The organism is Clostridium sp. OM02-18AC (assembly GCF_003481825.1).
GTDB lineage: Bacteria > Bacillota > Clostridia > Lachnospirales > Lachnospiraceae > Brotaphodocola.
The window spans coordinates 70,219-92,827 of record NZ_QULW01000014.1 but is presented as its reverse complement, the minus strand read 5'-3'; the positions used below and the strand labels follow the sequence as shown (position 1 = coordinate 92,827).

Here is a 22,609-nt window from a genome sequence, read left to right as displayed (position 1 = left end):
TACCTCCCATTAAATCAGTCCGGAGAAGCCCATGAAGGCAATCGCCATCAGACCAGAGGTAATCAGAACGATCGGAGAACCCTGGAAATTGTATGGGATGTCATTGTCTTCAATACTCTCACGAATGCTTGCCAGCAGTACGATTGCGACGGTGAAACCAACCGCAGTACCGAATCCGTTTGCTACACTGAAAATGAAGTTATAACCCTTCTGTACGTTGGTCAGGGCAGAACCCAGAACTGCACAGTTGGTCGTAATCAGCGGAAGGAATACACCCAGCGCGGAGTACAGGGACGGCATGCTCTTCTTTAAGAACATCTCAACGAACTGTACCAGTGCTGCAATTACCAGAATGAAGGCAATCGTCTGTAAGTACTCTAAGTGCAGCGGAACCAGCACCAGAGAGTAAACCAGGTTTGTTGCAATGCTTGCCAGCGTAATTACGAAGATAACGGCTGCACCCATACCAATGGAGGTGTCAACCTTCTTGGAAACACCAAGGAACGGACACAGGCCCTGGAACTGGCTCAGGATGATGTTGTTAACCAGAGCAGATCCGACAATAATTAAAATTAACTCTTTCATTTACCTGTCCCTCCTTATTCGTCTTTCTTTTCAGCCTCGGCTGCTGCCTTAGCTGCCTCTGCTGCCTGCTTCTTAGCGAGAGCTGCTGCAGCTGCTGCCTTCTTGGCCTCTTCTGCTTTCTTCAGCTCTTCTGCCTTTTTCTCTTCCAGGACAGAGTGGTTAGAGGAACATGCAGAACCGCTGCAGGATGCGCAGTTGCCGCCGCATGCCAGTGTGGACTGCGGTACGGAACCGTTGGTTGCACTCGGAGCTTTGAACTTGTTCTGCAGTGCGGTCAGGCAAGCCAGTACGAAGAATGCACCCGGTGCCAGGCCGATGATGGTTACGTGGAAATCCTCCGGAATGATCTCCATGCCGAAGAAGGAACCACCGCCAATGAGCTCACGCACGATTGCGATACAGGTTAAGCCTACGGTGAAACCAAGACCCATACCGATACCATCGAATGCGGACTCGATCGGACCGTTCTTTGCTGCATATGCCTCTGCACGGCCCAGGATGATACAGTTAACAACGATCAGCGGGATGTAGATACCCAGTGCACTGTACAGGCTCGGTACATATGCCTGTAAAAGCAGCTGAACGATGGTAACCAGGGATGCTACGATTACGATGTATGCCGGAATACGTACACGATCCGGAATAATCTTCCGCAGTGCGGAAATAATAAGGTTAGAGAAAACCAGAACCGCCGTGGTGGACAGTCCCATACCGATACCGTTGATCGCGGTGGTGGTTACTGCCAGGGTCGGACACATACCAAGCATCAGGACGAAGGTCGGGTTCTCTTTAATAATACCGTTGTATAAACGTTCGATACATTTATTCATGACTTCCTACCTCCTACTGTGCCAGGCAGTTATCTACAAAATAAACTGCCGCATTCACCGCATTCGTGACTGCTCTTGATGTAATGGTAGCGCCACTGATTGCGTTGATCTGATCGTCAGAAGTTGCGCCGTCTTTGGTTACGGAGAACACTTCTGCCTTCTTGCCTGCAAACTGACCTTTCCACTCAGGCTTGTCCGCATTCATACCAAGACCTGCGGTCTCAGCCAGGGTTAAGAACTCGATACCATTTACGGTACCGTCAGACTGAATACCTACGGAAACGGTGATCGCACCGCCGAAACCGTCGTTGGAAGTAGCGGTTACAACGTAGCCTGCTGCTGCGCCGGAAGCATCGCTTGCTGCTACAGCTTCATCTACCATAACTTTGCCGTAGCCAAGTCCTGCGATCTCCTCGTTTGCTGCCGGAATCTTGTCTGCCAGGTCACCTGCGTCGAAGCTTGCTGCGTCCGGAAATACGGTACGGTAAGCTGCCTCTTTTGCTGCCAGGTTTGCTGCATCGATCGGAGCTTTTGTCATTTCATAAACGCCGCCCAGTAATGCGCCGGCTACCAGGGTAATGCCGCACAGAACGAAGGCATCTTTCATAAATCCACCTTTACTCATGCCTTTTTGCCCTCCTTTCCAAATGCTACCGGAAGGGTATAGCGCTCAATCAGCGGAACCAGCAGGTTGCTGATGATGATTGCATAGGAAACACCCTCTGCAGAACCACCAAACAGACGGAATGTTCCGGTCAGCACGCCAAGCAGAATACCGAATACGATCTGTCCCTTCGGGGTGATCGGGCTGGTTACATAGTCGGTTGCCATGAAGAATGCACCGAAGATCAGTCCGCCGCCGCAGATGTGAGCCAGAACAAAGTTCAGATCCTGTCTGCCGAAGATGAATACGAATACTGCAACCGTTGCGATATAGGTTAACGGAATGCGCAGGGAAATTACTTTCTTAAATACCAGGTAAGCAGCACCGATTAACAGGGCTACTACAGAAACCTCACCGATGGTTCCCGGGATCTTACCGATGAACATAGCCATAAGGTCTACGCCAAGGTTAGACTCGCCAGCCTTCCATGCAGTCTTCATCACGTTCAGAGGAGTAGCGGTGGTTACGCCATCCAGGGTGAAGGAAGACATCTTGCCTGCGAAGGAAATAAGCAGGAAGCATCTTGCTGCCAGTGCCGGGTTCATGAAGTTCTGACCCAGACCACCGTAGATCTGTTTCACGATCACGATTGCAAATACACCACCGAGCATCGGGATCCATAATGGGATCTCAGACGGGCAGTTCAGTGCAAGGATCATACCGGTTACAACAGCACTGAAATCACTGATGGTAACTGGTCTCTTGGTTACTTTTTCAAATACGTACTCACTCAGTACGCATGCAAATACAGTCGCAATGATCACGAGCAGGGCATGCAGGCCGAACTGGAATACACCGAAAGCGGTGGCCGGCAGCATGGCGATTGCCACGTCCATCATGATGCTGCGGGTAGTTTCCTCGCTCCGCACATGCGGGGATGAGGATACGTTAAATAATTTAGCCATGGTTTACTTTCCCCCCTGTGCTTTTTTTCTGCGGTTGGCTGCAACCGTTTTTCTCATTTCCTTGAAAGCCTGGGTCAGAGGACGTTTTGCCGGACATACGAAGGTACAGCTTCCGCACTCCATACACTCCATACCGTTGAGTTTCTCAAAGGTATCGCAGTCGCCCTTTAATGCTGCTTTCATCATCATAACCGGAACAATATGGCTCGGGCATGCGCTTACGCACTTACCGCAGCGGATACACGGAGTCTCCACGTTTGCTGCCACCTGGTCCTTGGTCATGCACAGGACAGAACCGTTGGTCTTGATGACCGGAACGTCTAAGTCGAACATAGCAAAGCCCATCATAGGACCACCGGAAATGACTTTCTCCGGCTCAGTCTTGAATCCGCCTGCTGCCTCGATCAGCTCCTGGGTGTTGGTTCCGATCTTAATACGGAAGTTTCTCGGATCTGCGATCGCATCGCCGGTTACGGTGAATACACGCTCGATCAGAGGAGTGGTCTTGCATACTGCATCGTAAATAGCGATGACAGTACCAATATTGTCCACGATGCAGCCTGCATCTGCTGGAAGCATGGAGGAGTTTACTTTTCTGCCGGTGATCGCGTAGATTAAGGAACGCTCACCACCCTGCGGGTACTTGGTCAGAAGCTCGCATACCTCGATACGCGGCTCGTCTTTTACTAACTCTTTCAGCTTTTTGATTGCTTCCGGCTTGTTGTTCTCAATGCCGATCACGCCCTTTGCCTTGTCAAACAGCTGAAGGATAACTTTCAGACCGCCGATGATCTTTTCCGGATCCTCCATCATGCAGCGATAGTCAGAAGTCAGATACGGCTCACACTCTGCACCATTGATGAGAATGTACTCGATTGCATCTTCGTTCTTCGGAGACAGCTTTACGTTGGTCGGGAAACCAGCGCCGCCCATACCTACGATACCAGCTGCTTTTACGATATCGCGGATTTCCTGCTTGGACAGGGTGGACGGGTCACGGTCTGCGCCCATGCCTTCTACTGCCTCATACAGTCCATCATTTTCCACTACAACGGAATTTACCATGCCGCCGCTGGCAACACGTCTCGGCTCTACAGCCTTAACAGTACCGGATACGGAGCAGATGACATTTGCAGAAATGAATCCGCCTGCTTCACCGATGATCTGACCAGCCAGGACTCTGTCGCCCTTCTTTACCAGCGGGTTCGCCGGTGCGCCGATTCCCTGGGACATCGGGAATACCAGATCTCCCTTCGGCATCAGGACCTGTACCGGCTTGCTCTCGGACAGTTCTTTACCCTCGTAAGGATGAACGCCGCCTTTAAATGTAGCCAATCCCATTTTCCTTTACCCTCTTTCTATACATTTTCAACTTGCTATCGACAAAATCTCTCGTTTTGCCATCATGGTCAGTATAACATAATTCGCGGTTTACGACAATCAAAAATTACATATTGTATACAATGTAACAATCGTTTTTTTCTTTGAAAACATGTCAGATTCACAGTTTTTGACCGAAATTTTTGTTAATTCGCGAACGATGTTAGCAGAGTGAAACCGCCGCTTGTTTTTGTAAAAAAACATGAAAGTTTCGACATGTTTCTCATGCCGTTTGAAATTGGGATTTTGCCGGAATTTCGTGGGATTTTGTCCGAAATTATCCGCATTTTCGATTGTTAATTTTTTATCGAAAAATGATGCGTTTTTTTCGCTTATGAGTACTTATAGTTTTTACTTATAATTGTTATTCGCATGACTTATAAGTATAAACTTATTTCTGCTACAGCCCAGACATTATGATCTATCATGCTTTCCAGATTTTTCACAGTCCTTTCCATCCTTTGGCAGTCGCTTTTTCTTTTGCAAAGTTTCCGCAAAAACTTTCAAACTTTTTTCCTGACCATGCAATAAAACAACGATCTTCTGCATTAACCTTATGAACGGATGAAAAGAGTCCTGTTCTGTAAAAGAAAACAAGGCAAAACCAATCACAAATCAAACTATTTACGAAATCCTTTGATGCATTACACTCTATCACACCCGCTGCGTTTTCTTTTCCCGGACATGGCAATTTTCAAAAAACCTTAAAAATTAGGGTTGCAACCAACGAAAAACGCGTCACTGGCGCGTTTTTTGTATGCCAGGCAAAAAGAAAGCGCCTCACCGGTGTTTCGTCCACCAGTGAGGCGCTTTCTTTTTATTTATTTAAAAAGTCCTTTTTTCTTATGCTTCGTCTCGGTCGGAGCTTCCCCATGCATCACGGCATCGAAGTTCTTCAATGCCTCTCTCTGCGCTTCGTTTAAGCGCTCCGGTACCTGTACCACCAGGGTAACATAATGGTCACCGCGAAGGTTGCGGTTACGTAAGGACGGTACACCCTTGCCTTTTAAGCGGACACGGGTATCAGTCTGGGTTCCTGCCTTGACCTCATACTCTACCTCGCCGTCTACCGTCTTGATGCGGATCGGACCGCCCAGAGCTGCTGTTGCGAAGGAGATCGGTACGGTAGAGAAGATGTTGACATCCTGACGCTTGAACACCGGATGCTGGGATACTACAGCCTCAACTAAGAGGTCTCCTCTCTCGCCGCCGTTTACGCCAGGCTCACCGCCGCCTGCGCAGCGTACGCTCTGTCCGTTGTCGATACCGGCCGGAATGGTAACCTTGAATTTCTTCTTTTTGGTGATATAACCAGTGCCATAGCAGTCAGAGCATTTCTCTTTGATGACTTTGCCCTTGCCGCCGCAGTCCGGACAGGTCTGGACATTCTGTACCTGACCGAAGAAGGACTGCTGGGTGTAGATGATCTTACCTTTACCGCCGCACTTCTTACAGGTTTCCGGTGAAGTACCAGGCTTTGCGCCGGTACCGTGACAGGTTGCACACTCTTCTTTATAATTGATCTCAATTTCTTTTTCACAGCCAAATACTGCTTCCTCAAAGGTAATACGGATTGCGGTTCTGACATTGGCACCGCGCATCGGACCGTTGTACTGGCTGCCGCCGCGGCTTCTTCCGCCGCCGAAGATATCCCCGAAAATATCTCCGAAGATGTCTCCCATGTCAGCGCCGTTGAAATCGAAACCGCCGAATCCGCCGGCACCGCCGCCAGCGCCGCCCTCGAATGCAGCGTGACCAAACTGGTCATACTTTCTTCTCTTCTCCGGGTCACTTAACACGCTGTATGCCTCAGATGCCTCCTTGAACTTACGCTCGGCCTCGGCATCGCCCGGGTTAGCGTCCGGATGATACTTTTTTGCAAGGACACGATATGCTTTCTTTAATGCAGCCTCATCGGCGTTCTTCGGAACTCCCAGGACCTCGTAATAATCTCTCTTAGTCTCTGCCATGATGCTTTTCCTTCCTCTTCACTTAAGACGCATCCGCGCCCCTCTTTTTTCTAAGCTCTTTATGCTGTCGTCCAGCTTTCGGATTCCTGCACACACGATGCAAACCACTGTTTCTGCATGCCTTAACAGGAATGACGTTCAGACACCGAAATGGCTGTCGCCTCTTGCGAAAGTCCCGGAGCAAACGCTCCTGAGATTTTCGGAAAAAGCGCCAGCCTCTCCCGGCAGTACTCCGGATTGGCGGAGAGACCTTGCGGTCTCCCCGTTGGTCCGTTATGCCTAACTATATGGATTATACCTCTTTGAAGTCACCATCGATGACATCATCGTTATTTCCAGCGCCTGCATTACCGCCTGCTGCGCCAGCTGCACCCTGTGCACCTGCTGCGCCCTGTGCGTTTGCAGCACCCTGAGCTGCCTCGTAAACCTTACTGGACAATGCCTGTGCGCTGTTCATCAGTTTCTCCTTGCCAGCCTTGATGTCCTCAACCTGGGCATCGGTCATGTTGTCGATCGGAGCACGGTTGATCGCTTCTTTCAGAGCGTTTAAGTCAGCCTCTACAGCAGCCTTGTCGTTTGCGTCGATCTTATCGCCAACTTCGCTTAATGCCTTCTCGGTCTGGAATACCATAGCATCTGCGTCGTTTCTTGCATCGATTGCTTCTTTTCTCTTCTTATCCTGAGCCTCGAACTCAGCAGCCTCTTTGACTGCCTTATCGATATCAGCCTCAGACATGTTGGAACCGGAAGTAATGGTGATGTGCTGCTCTTTGCCGGTACCAAGATCCTTCGCGGATACATTTACGATACCGTTTGCATCGATATCGAAAGTAACCTCGATCTGCGGAACACCTCTTCTTGCCGGAAGGATGCCGTCCAGACGGAACTGACCCAGAGTCTTGTTGTCACGTGCGAACTCACGCTCACCCTGTACAACGTGGATATCTACTGCTTCCTGGTTATCAGCTGCGGTAGAGAAGATCTGGCTCTTCTTGGTCGGGATCGTGGTGTTTCTCTCGATCAGTCTGGTAGCGATACCGCCCATGGTCTCGATAGACAGAGACAGCGGGGTTACATCCAGAAGAAGGATATCACCTGCGCCTGCATCGCCTGCAAGCTTACCACCCTGGATCGCAGCACCGATTGCTACGCACTCATCCGGGTTAAGGGATTTATTCGGTTCTTTGCCGGTCATCTGTTTTACTTTCTCCTGAGCTGCCAGCATACGGGTGGAACCGCCGACTAACAGAACCTTGCCAAGCTCAGCGGTGGTTACGCCGCCATCCTTTAATGCATTCTGTACCGGGATTGCGGTTCTCTCAATGAGGTCGTGGGTCAGCTCGTCGAATTTTGCTCTGGTTAAGTTCATATCCAGATGCTTCGGACCCTCTGCGGTTGCAGTGATGAACGGCAGGTTGATGTTGGTGGTGGTTGCGGTAGAAAGCTCTTTCTTTGCTTTCTCAGCAGCCTCTTTCAGTCTCTGCATCGCCATCTTATCACCAGACAGGTCTACACCCTCAGCCTTCTTGAACTCGTCAACCAGCCACTGGGTAATACGATTATCGAAATCATCGCCGCCTAAGTGGGTATCGCCGTTGGTGGAAAGGACTTCGATAACGCCGTCACCGATCTCGATGAGGGATACATCGAAGGTACCGCCGCCTAAGTCGTATACCATGATCTTCTGCTCATTCTCGTTGTCCAGACCATATGCCAGTGCCGCTGCGGTCGGCTCGTTGATGATACGCTTTACATCCAAACCTGCGATCTTACCAGCATCCTTGGTTGCCTGACGCTGTGCATCGTTGAAATATGCCGGAACGGTGATAACTGCCTCGGTTACGCTCTCACCCAGATAAGCCTCTGCATCTGCTTTTAACTTCTGCAGGATCATAGCGGAGATCTCCTGAGGAGTATAGCTCTTGCCGTCGATGGTTACTTTATAGTCAGTACCCATATGTCTCTTGATGGAAGCGATGGTTCTGTCTGCATTGGTAACAGCCTGACGCTTTGCCGGCTCACCGACCAGACGCTCACCGGTCTTGGTGAATGCTACAACAGACGGTGTGGTTCTGGAACCTTCCTGGTTCGGGATAACTACCGGTTTACCACCCTCCATAACTGCTACACAGCTGTTTGTGGTTCCTAAGTCAATACCAATAATCTTACTCATAGTGATTTCCTCCTACTCTATACTGAAACAAAATTTTGTTAATACGCTTTGTTCTTGTTACACACAGCCGGTTTAGTTTGCTACCTGAACCATGCTGTGACGTACCACGCTTCCGCGGTACTTGTAACCTTTCTGCAGTTCCATGGCGATCTCATTCTCGCCATACTTCTCGTCCTCCACATGCATCACTGCGTTGTGTAAGTTCGGATCGAACTGCTGACCTACTGCCTCGATCGTTTCCACTCCGGCATCTTCCAGGGTTTTTACGAACTGCTTGTAGATCTTTTCAATGCCTTCGGCGAAGGAAGAACCCTTCTCATCCTCCGGCACGGCTGCCAGGCCTCGTTCGAAGTTGTCGAGCACCGGAAGGATCTTCTCGATAATGTCCTTCGCTCCGATCTCATACATGGCTGCCTTTTCTTTTTCCGTACGCTTGCGGAAGTTATCGAATTCAGCCATCTGCCGTTTTAAGCGGTCCTGCAGATCCTCGATCTGGGCATCCTTCGGATCCTTCCTTGCTGCTTTGGCATCTTTCTCATCTTCTTTTGCGTCGTTGTTTTCTTTGCTCTCTGCTTCCTTTTCTGCAGCTTTGTTTTCCTCTGCTCCTGCGGAAGCTTCGCCGTTATTTGCCTCGGCGTGCTCAGCTTCGAGATTTTCGTTCTCTGCCTCTGCCGCGCCCTGCTTCATTTCTTTCTCTGTCTGACTCATGGTGATTCACCTTTCTTTATGATCATCCGCTGCCGTCCTGGCAACTCTAACTTTCTTCATTTTTAAATGTGGCATCCAGCTGCTTCATCAGATGTTTCAGCGTGCTGAGTACCTTTTCGTAATCCATCCGCTTCGGTCCGATGATACCGATGGTACCACGGATTCCTTCGCCCAGTTCATAATTGGCGGTGACCACGCTGCAGTCCTTCATGGTCTGGAGCGGTGTCTCGTCACCGATGTAAACCTGGATTCCGTTGTTGTCTTCGGATTCATTTACATCTGTGATCAGCTCCTGAAGCTTATCTTTCTGTTCCAGGGTACTGATCAGCTGGCTTGCTTTCTCGCCGTCACTCAGTTCCGGATACTTGAAGATGTTGGTCGCGCCGCTGGTGTAGATCTGAAGGTCTTCCTCGTCGGCCCGGATGGCTCCCGCCACTTCATTCAGCACCAGATCAATGATCTGGCTATGGGCACCGGCCTGCTGTTTGAGCTTCGTGATCACATCTAAATTGATCTGCTCAATGGTGAGACCGTTCAGCGCACTGTTCAGCAGAATGTTTAAGTTCAGGATCTCTTCCTGGCTGACCGGCTCCGGAATGTTCACCATGGCGTTCTTGATGAGGTTTCCTTCCACCACGATGACCACCAGCAGCTTGTTTTCTTCCATCTGGGAAAGCTGGATGAATTTCAGTTTGTTCTGATGGTACTGCGGTCCGCTGATCATGGCAGCGTAGTTGGTGTTGTTGGCAAGAAGCTGTGCCAGCTTCTTTAATACCAGTTCCACCCGGTCAACCCGCTTGATCATCAGACTCTTGACCTCGGTGACCTCCTGCTCTTTCTCCTGCATGATCTGGTCTACATAGAAGCGGTAGCCTTTGTCGGAAGGAATACGCCCTGCCGAGGTGTGCGGCTGCTGAATGTACCCCATCTCCTCCAGGTCCGACATCTCGTTCCGGATGGTTGCGGAACTTAATTTCAAATCCGTGTATTTGGAAATGGTTCTGGAACCTACCGGCTCACCTGTTTCCAGATAAGTTTTGATGATGGCTTTTAATATCGTGACTTTACGATCATCCAGTTCCATTCTGCCGCCTCCTTCTTTTCTCTGTTAGCACTCATCACTAAGGAGTGCTAACATTCTGTGATTAATATACTTTACCCCATGTAGTTTGTCAAGAGGTTTGCAAAAAAAATCTGTGTTTTTTCTGTGATTTTTTTCCAGTTTCCATGCTCTGTTTCACTACTTTTTTCTGGTGTTCCAAATGCCGCATCACAGGATCCGGCAAACGTCTTTCATGGAGGTCTTTTCGTTTTTTCCTTGACAAATCAAAAAAATCATGTAAAATAGGGACTTATCGTTCATATATTACAAATTTGTTACATATATTTATTTTGTGTGAACCAAATATTTCTTTTTTACGTATGGCTTCACATGCAGCAAATTTGGAAAAAGGAAGGATGGATTTTATGTCAAAGAACCGAAAATTTTTTGTAACTCTGCTGACCACCGCACTGTTTCTCATCGGAGGCGCTTTCACCTCTCTGGCATCCGACTTGGATGGTTCTTTCGATGAGTTTGAAGGAAATACCATTGTCGGTTGGGGCTGGGACTCCACACAGCCAAATACCGCGGTTCCAGTTACGGTTACCATCACCAATAAAGAAACCGGCGAACAGGTAAAAAGTATTCACCAGACTGCAGCAACCTATCGCTTAGACCTGAAAGAAAACGGAGTCGGAAACGGTTATCACGGTTTCCGTATTACCATGAACTGGGACACGCTCCCGGACGGAACTTATACAATCGAAGGAAACGTAGACGGCAAAGCACTCTCCAACCCGAAAACCTATACCAAGGGAGAGGCTGCTAAGAATAATGAAGAAAACAATACCTCTGACGACAGCCACGAACATGCCGCAACCGGGCTGAAATCCCTTGGTTTCTTCCACACCACCGGCTATTGCCCGTGCAAACAGTGTTCCGAAGGCTGGGGACGCCGCACCTGTACCGGTTCCATCGCAAAGTCCAGCCACACCATTGCCGTAGACCCGCGCGTTATTCCTTATGGAAGTAAGGTCATGATCGGCGGAGTTGTCTACACCGCAGAAGACCGCGGAGGCGGTGTCAAAGGAAATCATGTGGACATCTTCTTCGACACCCACGCCCAGACACGGCAGCACGGAAAGCAGACGCAGGAAGTGTTCCTGGTGCTGGGGTAAAATAACCATTTGATTCACTTTAATAGGGTCGTGTGAGTTGCCTTTCGGCAACTCACACGGCCCTTGTCATATACTTATATTGTTATTTACATCACCAGTCTTTTACAGATCCATCGAATGCCCGGTGCGCTGCATTGCTGCCGCGCTCTTTTGCCGGATACAGTTCTTCTGCATCGTCGGCAAGTTCGATTCCGATTCCCGGTGCTTCCGGAATCATCATACAGCCATTCTCAAAATGGAATGGTTCTTTCACCATCTTGTCTTCCGCTCCATTTAAGCAGAAGCCCGGGAGTTCCTGGATCCCAAGGTTCGGAATGGATGCGCAGATCTGCAGGCAGGCTGCCGTGGATACCGGTCCAAGCGGGTTATGCGGAATCACCAGTACATCGTGTGCTTCTGCAAGTGCACAGATCTTCTTGCTGGTGGTAATGCCGCCAACTGCGCAGACATCCGGACGGATATACTGGCATGCATGGCGTGCCATCAGCACTTCAAATTCGCGCAGATCGATGGCTCTCTCACCGGTTGCGATCGGAACCCCGATCTTGGATGCCACCTCTGCCATCGTATCCACATTGTCCGGCGGAACCGGATCTTCCAGGATCATCGGGCGGTATGGCTCTACCGCACGGCCAAATGCGACAGCCTCTGGCAAGGTCATGCCGCGATGCACTTCCAAAACGAAATCAAAATCATTTCCGACTGCTTCCCGGCAGACACGGACTTTTTCTACTTCCCGCTCTATACGACTGGCGAAGAACTCTCCCTTTCCATCCGCGCTGCTCTTCGGTCCGTTGCAGAAAATCTTGGCAGCGGTGAAGCCCATCTGCTGTAGTTCCTGATACTGCTTTGCGAGTTCTTCCTTATCATCGGTTATATGCATGACGGAAGCGTAAACGCGCACCTTATCGCGGGTTTTTCCGCCCAATAATTCATAAACCGGAACGCCGAGTGCCTTTCCTTTAATGTCCCAAAGCGCAATGTCAATAGCGGAAATCGCACTCATAATGACAGAACCGCGGAAATACACGGATCGCAGAAAGTTCTGGTTAAAATCTTCAATACGGAACGGATCTTTACCAATTAAGTAATCCGCAAACTTTTCAATGGCTGCTGCCGTTGCCTGCAGATATCCCCAGTTTCCGGCTTCTCCAAGACCGGTAATGCCGGCATCGGTGTAAACCTGTACGAAGAGATAATGTTTGGCAAAGCGCAGCTTTACGTCTGTAATCTTCATAGTTTCACTCCTTTAATGTTCTACATTCTTTCATTTTATCGGTTTATCTGTTCCAAAAAGAAACGATCATGCAGTTCTAATGCTCGTTCCCATCCAGGTGTCCGGTTGGTTGTAAATCCGTGCATAGCTTCTGGAATCCTCTGCATGGTTACACAAACTCCCGCCTTTACCAATCGCATTCCAAAGTTTTCCGTATCATCTCTCAGGCTGTCTTCTCCTGCAGATAAAATCAAACAGTCCGGAAATGCAGCCAGGACCTGCTCCGTTGCAAAAGCAGGGGAACAGCATGGATCAGATGCATCTGCATCTCCCACATAAAAATCTGTATACAGTTTCTCCGTTTCCGCGCGTTTCACCCAGAATGGATCCTGTTTTAATTCCTCTGACAGCCTTTCTACCGGATTCGCGGTATTGTCTGTTGGGAAATACTCCATCAAGGCGCAACATGGATGAAATGCTTTCGTTTCCGCATTTTTCACCAGAGCCGATGCCACAAGATTGCCTCCGGCACTATGTCCGGCAAGCATGATTTTTTCCGGATCGATACACAGTTCTTCTGCATGTTCAAACACATACTGTATGATTCCATAGCTTTCTTCTGCAGCATAAGGGAACGGTTTTTCCGGTGCAAGACTATAATCAACATCCCATACCAGAGCATTCGTTGCTTCCATGACTGCACAGCAATATCTACGGTCACGATCCGTGCGTCCTTTTAAAAATCCACCACCATGAAAGTTTAATAAAATTGGGGCCCGATCCGGCAAAGCTTCCGGCCGTTCTTCAAAGACATGCACACAATAACCGTTTTTTGTCTGAATCCAAAGTTCTGTTTCTTTTCCCGGCAGTGCCGCTAACTCTTCCTGACTCACAGGACCAAAACGATCTCTGTGCCGCACAGTCTCTGCAATAGCAATTTTTTCTTCCTGTGTCATATCCACGTCACTCCCTTTCTTTTAAAATGCAGGGAATACTGTCATGGTATAAACGATATAGATAAATGGCAAAATCAATGTAATCAGTGCGCCACTCTTAAAGATGGCCTTCAAATCATAACCGCCATCAGCCATGCACATCGGAACCGCCGGTGTCGCCATCGGAGTGAGGAATGCCGTCAGGGAACCTGCATTGACTAACAGAACCAGTCCTGTCGGATTTGCACCCAGTGCGGAACAGGTCAGCAGACAAATCGGAACAAATACCGCAGATACAGAACGGTTCAGCATAAACTGAGTCAGTGCAAACGGGATCAGGAAGAATAACGCACCGAGCACATAGTTATTGTGAGTACCACCAACGGCTGTTGCCAAAGCATTTCCAATCATATCGCCTGCTCCGGTGTTCGTCAGGGCGGTTCCAAGTGCCAGTGCACCTACAAACAGCATTAACATATCCCACGGGATATCACGCAGTGCAGATTTCTGATCTACCACACCAAATAAAACCATCAGAAGGCTTCCGGTCAATGCCACAGACCAGGTGGTAAGATGAAGCTGGCTGGAAAAGATCAGGCATAAAATGGTTCCAAAAAATACGGCAATTCCAATCTTATCTACAACCGGGCTGAGTTTCTGTGCCTGCTTTCCAGAATTGCGGTTTTCCAGTGCTTCAATCGGGACAATCGGAGCCTTTGGTGTAAATTTCGGTCCGATAAACAGTGCCCAAAGCGGAACAATGATCAAAATCGGCCAGGTACCAATGGTAAAGTCAATCGCACGGATGCTCATACCGGTAAATCCATAGGTTTCCATAAATCCGGTAAACTGTCCGGCCTGCTGGATCGCAGTTGAAAGCGGCAGAATCCCGCAGCATGCCACACACACGACCATAACCGGGAACATATACTGGGAACGGCTATGGTTCGTATTGTCACAGAGTGCTGCCAGAAGCGGGCTTACGATCGCATAAACTACCATCGGGCTCGCAATAAAGTTTGTCAGAAGCACTGCCAGCAGAATATAACCAAAATATGCGGTTACAAAACTGCCTCTTGTGAGCTTCATGATTGCTCCGCACATACCGTCTACCAAAGATGTGCGCCGAAATCCTGCTGCCACAATAAACATGGTTGCCATCAAAAGCGTATTTACATTTGAAAAACCAGACAAAGCACCTGCCGCATCAATACAGCCGGTAAAATATAACGCTGTCAGAGAGATCATTGCCGTAAGCCACATTGGAATCTTGTTCAGCATGTAACTAACCAGCGTTGCCGCAAAGATTACCATACAGATCATCATTTGAGTATTCATAGTTTCCCCTTCCATTATAACATCATTTTTCGAAACTCCATAAGCACTTGGCTGCCCGGTCACAGGCTTGTTGTCGTTGTGCTTATCCTAACAGAGGAAAACTCGTTTGTCGCTGCAAATATTCGCAGGTTTCCGTTACGCTTTTCTTTTCCTTTAACCTCATTTTCTTTTTATGCAGGCATATCTGACAATACGAAATCCAAATATTTTCCCTGTGCAATCTGTCGTTTTCTGCATTTTTTCTTTGTGCGTTTTGCCAGTTCTTCCTTTTCCGAGCTTGTACAAATTCCGAAACAATAATTGACTTTTCTGGTTTTGTCAGGTATCCTAAAAGCAATTTAATCAGATTCCATGTTTCATTTCCGAATTTTATGACAGGGAAAATATTTGGATTTTTAAGGAGAGAAAAAATGGATCAGACCAACTATGAGCTGGATCTTCCCCGGGAAAATATCCATCTGCGCTGTTTTGCACACAACATTATGAATTACCGCTATCACTGGCATACAGACGAATATGAGCTGAGCATTGTTCTTCAGGGAAACCAGCAGTACTGCCGCGGCACCGATACGCACACGCTTCTCGAAGATGATCTGATTCTCACTGCCCCGGGCAATGGCCATGCGTCTACGCGCCAGCAGCCGGATACCCGGGCACTCGTTCTCCATTTTCCGGCAAATGCATTGAAGTTTCTGAACAAGAAGGGGTACATCTACCAGTTTCCATCCTGTCTTTCCAACGAAGGAAACCGTTACGAACCCAGATTTTGCCAGCTTCGTTTTTACGCAGCCCAGATCTGGAATGCCGTCGAGCAGGGTGGTGCTTATGCACAGTTAAGCGCAAAAGCCAATCTGGAACTGCTGCTGATCAGCCTTTTCACCAGGTTCGACCCGCAGCAGCTTAACCTCATCTCGGAAGATGACAAGCGTCGTTCTACCATGCGTCTTCTGCTGACTTATGTGGAAGAACATTATGCTGAAAAACTGGCACTGGAGGATCTGGCAGACTATGCCCAGTATAACCGCACTTACATTTCTACTTTATTTAAACAGATGGTGGGAATTAATTTTCATGAATATCTCACGCGTGTCCGATTCCAGCATGCACTAAATGACCTGACCTACACCAAAGATAATCTTACCGACATTGCATTAAGAAATGGATTTCCAGATTTAAAAACGCTGACGGCACGCTTCCGTTCCACGTTGCTTCGCACGCCTGCCGAATACCGCGCAGCCTTAAAGCCAGGAGATGTGCTTTATGAAAACCAGCGTCAGTTTCTGGATCCTGCAGACAGCGTGCTGCGGCAAAAATTAAAAGAATACGCTAAAATCGGACTGTAATAAACAAACCCCAAAAGATGTAACGTTGCCGATCGCCAAATTTGAAATCTGGCTTTTCGCAATGATACATGTTCCGGGGTTTTCCGTTATAGGACTATTCCATTATTTTAACTGCTCTTTATAAATTGCAATCACATTCTTCATGGCTTCCTGTCCAGGAGCACCGATGGTGGTTCTCTTCTCGACACAGGTCTTCATGCTGATTGCTTCGTAAACATCTTCCTCAAATACCGGGCTGATCGCCTTGAATTCCTCTAACGTCATGTCATCCAGTGCAATGCCCTTATCGATGCAGAACAGCACCAGCTGGCCTACAATCCCGTGCGCATCGCGGAACGGAACACCGTGATTTACCAGATAGTCAGCCGCATCGGTTGCATTGGTGAAACCATTCTTTGCGCTTGCTTCCATGACTTCTTTGTTAAAGGTCATGGTAGAGATCATGCCGGTAAACAGTGCCAGACATCCTTTTACGGTATCAATGGCATCGAAAGTCAGCTCTTTGTCTTCCTGCATGTCCTTATCGTATGCTAACGGAATGCCTTTCATCGTAGTCAGAATCGACATCAGTGCGCCATACACACGACCGGTCTTGCCGCGTACCAGCTCCGCAATATCCGGGTTTTTCTTCTGCGGCATAATGCTGCTGCCGGTGCTGTACGCATCGTCGATCTCCACAAAGCGGTACTCGTTGCTGTTCCAGATGATGATTTCCTCAGAGAAGCGGCTTAAATGCATGGCAATCGTGGACAGGGCCGATAACAGCTCGATCACATAATCGCGGTCAGATACGGAGTCCATGCTGTTTAAGGTCGGTCCGTCAAAGCCAAGAAGCTCTGCCGTATACGCACGATCCAGCGGATAAGTGGTTCCTGCCAGCGCGCCGGAGCCCAGCGGGCAGTAGTTCATGCGCTTACGGATGTCATGCAGACGGCTTCTGTCACGGGAGAACATCTCAAAATAAGCGCCCATATGATGAGCCAGAGTAACCGGCTGTGCTTTCTGTAAATGCGTGAAGCCCGGCATATAGGTATCCAGATTTTCTTCCATAATCTTTAACAGTTCTTCCAGCAGATTCTTAACCAGCACATCGATCTCATCGATCTCATCGCGGCAGTAAAGCTTCATGTCGAGTGCGACCTGGTCATTTCTGCTTCGTCCGGTATGAAGACGCTTGCCGGCGTCGCCAATGCGTTCGATCAGATTTGCCTCTACAAAAGAGTGGATATCCTCATGTTCTTTGGTAAATACCAGCTTGCCGGACTCAATATCGGTGAGAATGCTGTTTAATCCGTCGATGATTGCCTTGCGATCTTTCTCCGATACAATGCCCTGCTTTGCCAGCATGGTGACATGCGCAATGCTGCCCTGAATGTCCTGATGATAGAACTTCTGGTCAAAGGATAAGGATTCATTAAAGTTGTGTACCAGCTGGTTTTCTTCCTTGGTGAAGCGTCCACCCCATAATTTCATAATATTCGTCTCCTCTTTTTCGTATTTTGTATCATGATCACTGTTCAGGCATACGTAAACAGCAACTTATCATGTTCAGCAGGATAACTGCCTCCGGTTACCATTCCGCCGGATGTTCCTGCTCTTCCATTTCCGACTCTTCAAGGTCCTGCATTTCTGGCCCTGTCTGCGCATACGTGCTCATTTCTTCCTGCGCAGCATCGTCTGCACGATATGCATCTGCATCCTGTTCATACTCCTGCTCTTCCCGGTACCGGCGAAGGAAATATCCGCCAAGTGCAATCAATGCCAGCAGCACCACACTGACTCCTGAGATGATTGCTCCCGAAATCAGTCCCTTCGGTGTGTATTCCATCGTCACGGTATGGGTTCCGGCACTCAGCCAGATTCCCACAAATGCATCCAGAATCTTTTCCGGCTTCTGTTCTTTTCCATCGACCAGAACGTTCCAGCCTTCATCGTAAGGAATCGACATGAACATCCAGCCATCCTGGTCGCAGCTGATCGTTCCTTTTAATGAGGTGTCGGTCCAGCTCGTCAGCGTCCATGGATGGGCAGAAAGCTTCGCTGCGACAGAGCCGAGTCCGTTTTCCGAGAAACGGTATACATCGGCCCACATTTCTTCCTTGCTGTCCACGGCTGTCAGGGTAACTGCTTCCCCGGCAACGCAATAGCCAAGTTCCAGAAGATAGCCGCGGTCTACATTGGTAAAGGTTTTCGTACCCTTCCAGGTCGTGGCTGTCACTTTTTCAATCTTTTTATTTCCGACATAAGCGTAATACTCCCCGCTTGTTTCCGGATAAAAGATCAGGTCACTGCCCTCTGTACTTGTATCCAGGACCAGATTCATGATCTGCTCAGCCCCAAGCGCATCAGCCAGGCTGTTCTGGACATCTGCCGGATTTCCTGTTTCCCGGTTCCATTTGGATTCAAAGTCCGGTTCCACATAAAAACCAACCGGAAGCGTGTAGTTATTCTGATACAGCCAGACACCATCCTGCTCCCCGATCACCGTGCGAAGGGAAGTGTCTTCCGGCTTTTCCGAATAAATTCCATACTTCACGGAAAACAGCGCATCGATAAGCGGTGTACTTCCGGTAATGCTGTAAGCATTCGTCGAACTTTCGCAGCCCAGCTTCTTAAACAATGCAGAAAGATCTGCATTCGCAGTAGAAGAAAACAGGGAAACCGATGGGAAATGCATCCAGGCTCCATCATTTTTGGTTTTCCGTGTTACTTTTTCCATGCGGAAAAATGTATCGTTCGGCTGGATAGAATCCACCAGCTGCTCCACAGCCGCATTATCGTCCGTGTAGGCCGTCCGGCTGGTTGTCGTCACACTGGTTACTGCCGTATTCACCGCGGCTTCAATTGAAACCACTGCCAGTGCATAAAACAATGCCGGGAAATAATAACGCCTGCCCTTCTGGTATAGCGCAATCGCCCCCAGATACAGCGCCAGGAACAAAATCGCCACATAATATACAATAAAATGGAAGTGATCTTCCGTAACCAGCTTCTGTGCCATCAGCACAAAGACCACCGATCCGGCAAACGCTGCCGTCACATGCTTCCACGGTGTTTCCCTCAGATACATATAAGCCCGGTAGCACGCAAACAGCACAAGGAAAATATAAATATAGGACTGTCTGCACGGCAGACTGTTTGGGTAATGGAAGCCATGCCAGATAAAGTTCAGGACATTAAACGAAAAGCTTGCAAAGAAGAACAGCAGCATGATACCGTATACCGCCTTTTCCTTTGCAGATATCTTTTTGCAGAGCAGGTAAAGAATGAAAAACATCAGCACCGCTACTCCGCAATACACATTCGGCCAGTGATCCAGTCCGATTTCCGTCTCCACGTTGCCGATATGACGCGCGATCATATCAAAAATCGGAAAATACTGGGAAAATGTCTTTGGAAAGCTCACATCGCCCGAAGCGGTCATCTGCAGGGCAAAGACCTCCGGAAGCAGAACTATCGCCGACAGACCACCCGCCAGCAGGGAATACACTGCAAACTGGAATCCGCGCCCGATAAATTTTTCCCAGTGCATGTCCTCATCCAAAACCAGCAAGGCAATAAAATACAGCACCATAAAAATGCAGGTCATGATGGAGATATAATAATTGGAAAGAATGGACATGCCAAGCGTCAGGCAGTAGAGCATTCCTTTTCCGTCTTTCACAAGCCGTTCCAGTCCCAAAACGATCAGTGGAAACAGGATAATGCAGTCCAGCCACATGATATTCCAGCTGTAAGCCGCCATATATCCCGATAAGGCATAAAAAATACCGAAAAACGCTACACCAAAATCATTGGTTCTGCAATGCTTCCTTAAATAATACGCCATCGTCAGACCGCACAGACCCGTTTTCAGCACAATCTGGTACGTCATAAACTCGATGACCAGCCCCTTTGGGCAAAGGATCAAAAGCCAGTTGAACGGGCTTGCCAGATAGTAGGCATACAGTGCTGAAAAATTCACACCCATGCCAACGTCCCAGCTGTAAAGCAGGCTGCCGCCGTTTTTCAGTTTATACTGAAATTCCGAAAAGAACGGCGCATACTGATGGTACATGTCCGTTCGCAGGAAGGTTTCCTCCCCAAATGGGAAAATCCCCCGCTGCACAAAAATGATCAGCATAATCACCACCGGAATCAAAAATGCTGCGATCAGGGCATCGCCGGAGCGGATCAGACCTTCCTCTTCCATAGCCTGCCTGCGCAGACGCTTTTTCGCACGTTTTTCCTGACGGGTGAGATGCCTGGGGGGTTCGTTTCCGACCTGCACCGATGATGCACCTTCTCGTTCCGGTATTTTTGCACTTTCCGATCTTTCTGCTGATTCCGACATTCGTGCATTCACCGGTGTTTCTGGATTTTTCGGCATTTGTGTTTTCTCCAATGTTTCTGGATTTTTCGGCATTTGTGTTTTCTCCGATGTCTTTTCACGTTTTGGCATTCCTGCATTCTCAGATGTTTCCGGAGTCTTCTCCACGAACTGCTCAGTCTGACTGCTTTTGGCTTCCACACTGGCGACCGCACGTTCCATCTCTGCCAGCAGATCCGCCACACTTCCCTTGTTTTCCCGAAGTGTGCCTCTTTTTTCTTCAACCATAAGTAAATCCTCTAGTTCTCTCGTAACACAGGCGATTTTTTCGCTTTGCATGCTGCATCTCCCTACTTACGATGATTATGATTTCCTGTAACTATTCCAGACTCGTAAAGTTACAATGTTTTCTTAAAAATAAACCACTTGCTGAAGACGTAGTTCAGGACCAGGGAAATGGCTGATACCACAATCTTACAGATAAAATCCTGTTTGATTCCAAGTCCACTCACCATAACGATCATTGCCACCATGGTAAATACGCCGGTTGCTGCCCGGCACGCCACAAACGGGACAAATTCTGACCAGACTTTTTTCGGATGAAGGTCAAAACTGCAAAACACAAACAGTTTATTCGTCACAAAAGCAAACAACACTGCCGCCGCCCAGGATCCTGCCGTAGCAACCCGATAATCGATTCCAATATGGCGCATGTACCAGTAGCTGATCCAGTCCACCAGGGTCGTCAGTACCCCGAAAATCAGGTAGGAAATGGTCTCCCGGTTTACGAGTTTCTTCCATAATTTAGTTATCATCATATTCTCCAATTTTCACTGCTTTACACCTGGCATCTTTGCCATCCTCCGCACCTTTCCGGTGCAGCGTGTCAGCGATTATTACATATGCCCCATTATATGGCACAGAGCCTGAATTGTAAAGCGCTCCCGCCCCAGTCCGAAAAATTTTATAAGTTTTTTTAATAAAAGACTTGCTATTTATTCGTTTTGCGTATATCCTATTAGCAGAAGCTGCTTTCTTTCGTGGCAGCTTCCCCCACAATCGTAACTTTACAGTTTTTGCAGCTGCCTGTATTACACAGCCGCAAACCATAAAAAACACTCAGCGAGGTATGAAGATGAAACCAGTTAAAGAAGGAAAGGTACGCGAAATCTATGACAACGGTGACAGCCTGATCATGGTAGCCACTGACCGCATCAGCTGTTTTGATGTGATCCTCCACAATACGGTGACAAACAAAGGTAAAGTTCTGACCCAGATGTCCAAATTCTGGTTTGATTTAACCAAAGACATTCTGCCAAACCACATGATCACCACCGACGTAAAAGAAATGCCGGAGTTTTTCCAGACTCCGGAATTTGAAGGTAAGACCATGATGTGCCGGAAGCTCACCATGCTCCCGTTAGAGTGCATTGTCCGCGGCTATATCACTGGAAGCGGCTGGGCAAGCTATAAAGAAAACGGGACCGCATGCGGCGTAAAGCTGCCGGAAGGCTTACAGGAATGCCAGAAACTGCCTGAGCCGATCTACACCCCTTCCACCAAGGCAGAGATCGGTGATCACGACGAAAACATCACCTATGAGCAGAGCATCGATCACCTCGAGAAATACTTCCCGGGCAAAGGTGCCGAGTATGCTGAAAAACTGCGTGACTGCACCATCGCACTCTACAAGAAATGCGCTGACTACGCATACAGCCACGGCATCATCATTGCAGATACCAAGTTTGAGTTTGGTCTGGACGAAAACGGCAACATCGTCATTGGCGACGAGATGCTGACTCCGGACAGTTCCCGTTTCTGGCCGGTAGAAGGCTACGAAGTTGGTCACAGCCAACCGTCCTTCGACAAGCAGTTTGCACGCGACTGGCTCAAGGCAAATCCGGGAAATGACTGGACTCTGCCGGAAGATGTTGTTCAGAAAACCATTGAGAAATATCTCCAGAGTTATGAAATGCTGACTGGGGAGAAGCTGAAATAACAATTTCAGCCAAAAACAACGGACCGTGGAAGTT

Annotated in this window: 18 protein-coding genes; 3 read left to right on the top strand and 15 right to left on the bottom strand. The window is 48.6% G+C overall.

The window, feature by feature from the left end; all coding sequences use genetic code 11:
- Positions 1–9 precede the first annotated feature (9 nt).
- The 9 genes from rsxA to hrcA form a co-directional block, all read right to left on the bottom strand.
- Positions 10–585 carry an electron transport complex subunit RsxA gene (rsxA, locus tag DXB18_RS10930; protein ID WP_118541614.1) on the bottom strand — a complete coding sequence of 192 codons (576 nt, stop codon included), beginning with the start codon at positions 583–585 and terminating at the stop codon, positions 10–12.
- A 14-nt stretch (positions 586–599) separates the two neighbouring features.
- Complete coding sequence (locus tag DXB18_RS10925; RefSeq protein ID WP_118541612.1) at positions 600–1,415, bottom strand: electron transport complex subunit E; 816 nt, start codon at positions 1,413–1,415, stop codon at positions 600–602.
- Positions 1,416–1,428: 13 nt separating this feature from the next.
- Positions 1,429–2,040, bottom strand: a complete 612-nt coding sequence (locus DXB18_RS10920; RefSeq protein WP_118541610.1) for an RnfABCDGE type electron transport complex subunit G — start codon at positions 2,038–2,040, stop codon at positions 1,429–1,431.
- Positions 2,037–2,984 (bottom strand): RnfABCDGE type electron transport complex subunit D, encoded by a 948-nt coding sequence (locus DXB18_RS10915; RefSeq protein ID WP_118541608.1) that lies wholly within the window; start codon positions 2,982–2,984, stop codon positions 2,037–2,039. Before DXB18_RS10915 ends, DXB18_RS10920 begins: the two co-directional genes overlap by 4 nt.
- A gap of 3 nt (positions 2,985–2,987) precedes the next feature.
- The gene (rsxC, locus tag DXB18_RS10910) at positions 2,988–4,325 is read right to left on the bottom strand and encodes an electron transport complex subunit RsxC (protein WP_118707785.1); all 1,338 of its coding nucleotides are present in this window, start codon (positions 4,323–4,325) and stop codon (positions 2,988–2,990) included.
- An 860-nt stretch (positions 4,326–5,185) separates the two neighbouring features.
- The gene (dnaJ, locus tag DXB18_RS10905) at positions 5,186–6,334 is read right to left on the bottom strand and encodes a molecular chaperone DnaJ (protein ID WP_118707783.1); all 1,149 of its coding nucleotides are present in this window, start codon (positions 6,332–6,334) and stop codon (positions 5,186–5,188) included.
- Between the two features lie 292 nt (positions 6,335–6,626).
- On the bottom strand, positions 6,627–8,507 hold the full coding sequence (dnaK, locus tag DXB18_RS10900; RefSeq protein WP_118707781.1) for a molecular chaperone DnaK: 1,881 nt from the start codon (positions 8,505–8,507) through the stop codon (positions 6,627–6,629).
- A gap of 72 nt (positions 8,508–8,579) precedes the next feature.
- Positions 8,580–9,215, bottom strand: a complete 636-nt coding sequence (gene grpE, locus DXB18_RS10895; protein ID WP_347560052.1) for a nucleotide exchange factor GrpE — start codon at positions 9,213–9,215, stop codon at positions 8,580–8,582.
- A gap of 46 nt (positions 9,216–9,261) precedes the next feature.
- On the bottom strand, positions 9,262–10,299 hold the full coding sequence (gene hrcA / locus DXB18_RS10890) for a heat-inducible transcriptional repressor HrcA (RefSeq protein WP_118541592.1): 1,038 nt from the start codon (positions 10,297–10,299) through the stop codon (positions 9,262–9,264).
- A gap of 383 nt (positions 10,300–10,682) precedes the next feature.
- Here hrcA and DXB18_RS10885 point away from each other — a divergent pair, with 383 nt between their 5' ends.
- Complete coding sequence (locus DXB18_RS10885; RefSeq protein WP_243103362.1) at positions 10,683–11,435, top strand: 3D domain-containing protein; 753 nt, start codon at positions 10,683–10,685, stop codon at positions 11,433–11,435.
- Positions 11,436–11,526: 91 nt separating this feature from the next.
- Here the strand turns inward: DXB18_RS10885 and DXB18_RS10880 are convergent, their stop codons facing one another.
- The 3 genes from DXB18_RS10880 to DXB18_RS10870 are packed head-to-tail and all read right to left on the bottom strand — an operon-like array spanning position 11,527 to position 14,924.
- A complete protein-coding gene (locus DXB18_RS10880; RefSeq protein ID WP_118541588.1) occupies positions 11,527–12,672 on the bottom strand; it encodes a mandelate racemase/muconate lactonizing enzyme family protein in 1,146 nt (381 codons plus the stop codon).
- 35 nt (positions 12,673–12,707) lie between these two features.
- Positions 12,708–13,607, bottom strand: coding sequence for an alpha/beta hydrolase (locus DXB18_RS10875; protein ID WP_118707777.1), 900 nt, complete (start codon positions 13,605–13,607; stop codon positions 12,708–12,710).
- Positions 13,608–13,628: 21 nt separating this feature from the next.
- Positions 13,629–14,924: an SLC13 family permease gene (locus tag DXB18_RS10870; protein WP_243025687.1), complete on the bottom strand. Its 1,296-nt coding sequence runs from the start codon at positions 14,922–14,924 to the stop codon at positions 13,629–13,631.
- A 410-nt stretch (positions 14,925–15,334) separates the two neighbouring features.
- Between DXB18_RS10870 and DXB18_RS10865 the strand changes: the two genes are divergently transcribed.
- Entirely contained in the window at positions 15,335–16,267 is a 933-nt protein-coding gene (locus DXB18_RS10865; protein WP_118707775.1) for an AraC family transcriptional regulator, read from the top strand.
- A 102-nt stretch (positions 16,268–16,369) separates the two neighbouring features.
- On the opposite strand, the gene argH is transcribed toward DXB18_RS10865, so the two are convergent.
- From argH to DXB18_RS10850, 3 genes are all read right to left on the bottom strand, one after another.
- Positions 16,370–17,740, bottom strand: a complete 1,371-nt coding sequence (argH, locus tag DXB18_RS10860) for an argininosuccinate lyase (protein ID WP_118541727.1) — start codon at positions 17,738–17,740, stop codon at positions 16,370–16,372.
- 97 nt (positions 17,741–17,837) lie between these two features.
- Entirely contained in the window at positions 17,838–20,864 is a 3,027-nt protein-coding gene (locus DXB18_RS10855) for a YfhO family protein (RefSeq protein WP_243103360.1), read from the bottom strand.
- A gap of 110 nt (positions 20,865–20,974) precedes the next feature.
- A complete protein-coding gene (locus tag DXB18_RS10850) occupies positions 20,975–21,391 on the bottom strand; it encodes a GtrA family protein (RefSeq protein ID WP_118707771.1) in 417 nt (138 codons plus the stop codon).
- Positions 21,392–21,705: 314 nt separating this feature from the next.
- Between DXB18_RS10850 and DXB18_RS10840 the strand changes: the two genes are divergently transcribed.
- Entirely contained in the window at positions 21,706–22,575 is an 870-nt protein-coding gene (locus DXB18_RS10840) for a phosphoribosylaminoimidazolesuccinocarboxamide synthase (RefSeq protein WP_118541580.1), read from the top strand.
- The last annotated feature ends 34 nt before the right edge of the window (positions 22,576–22,609 follow it).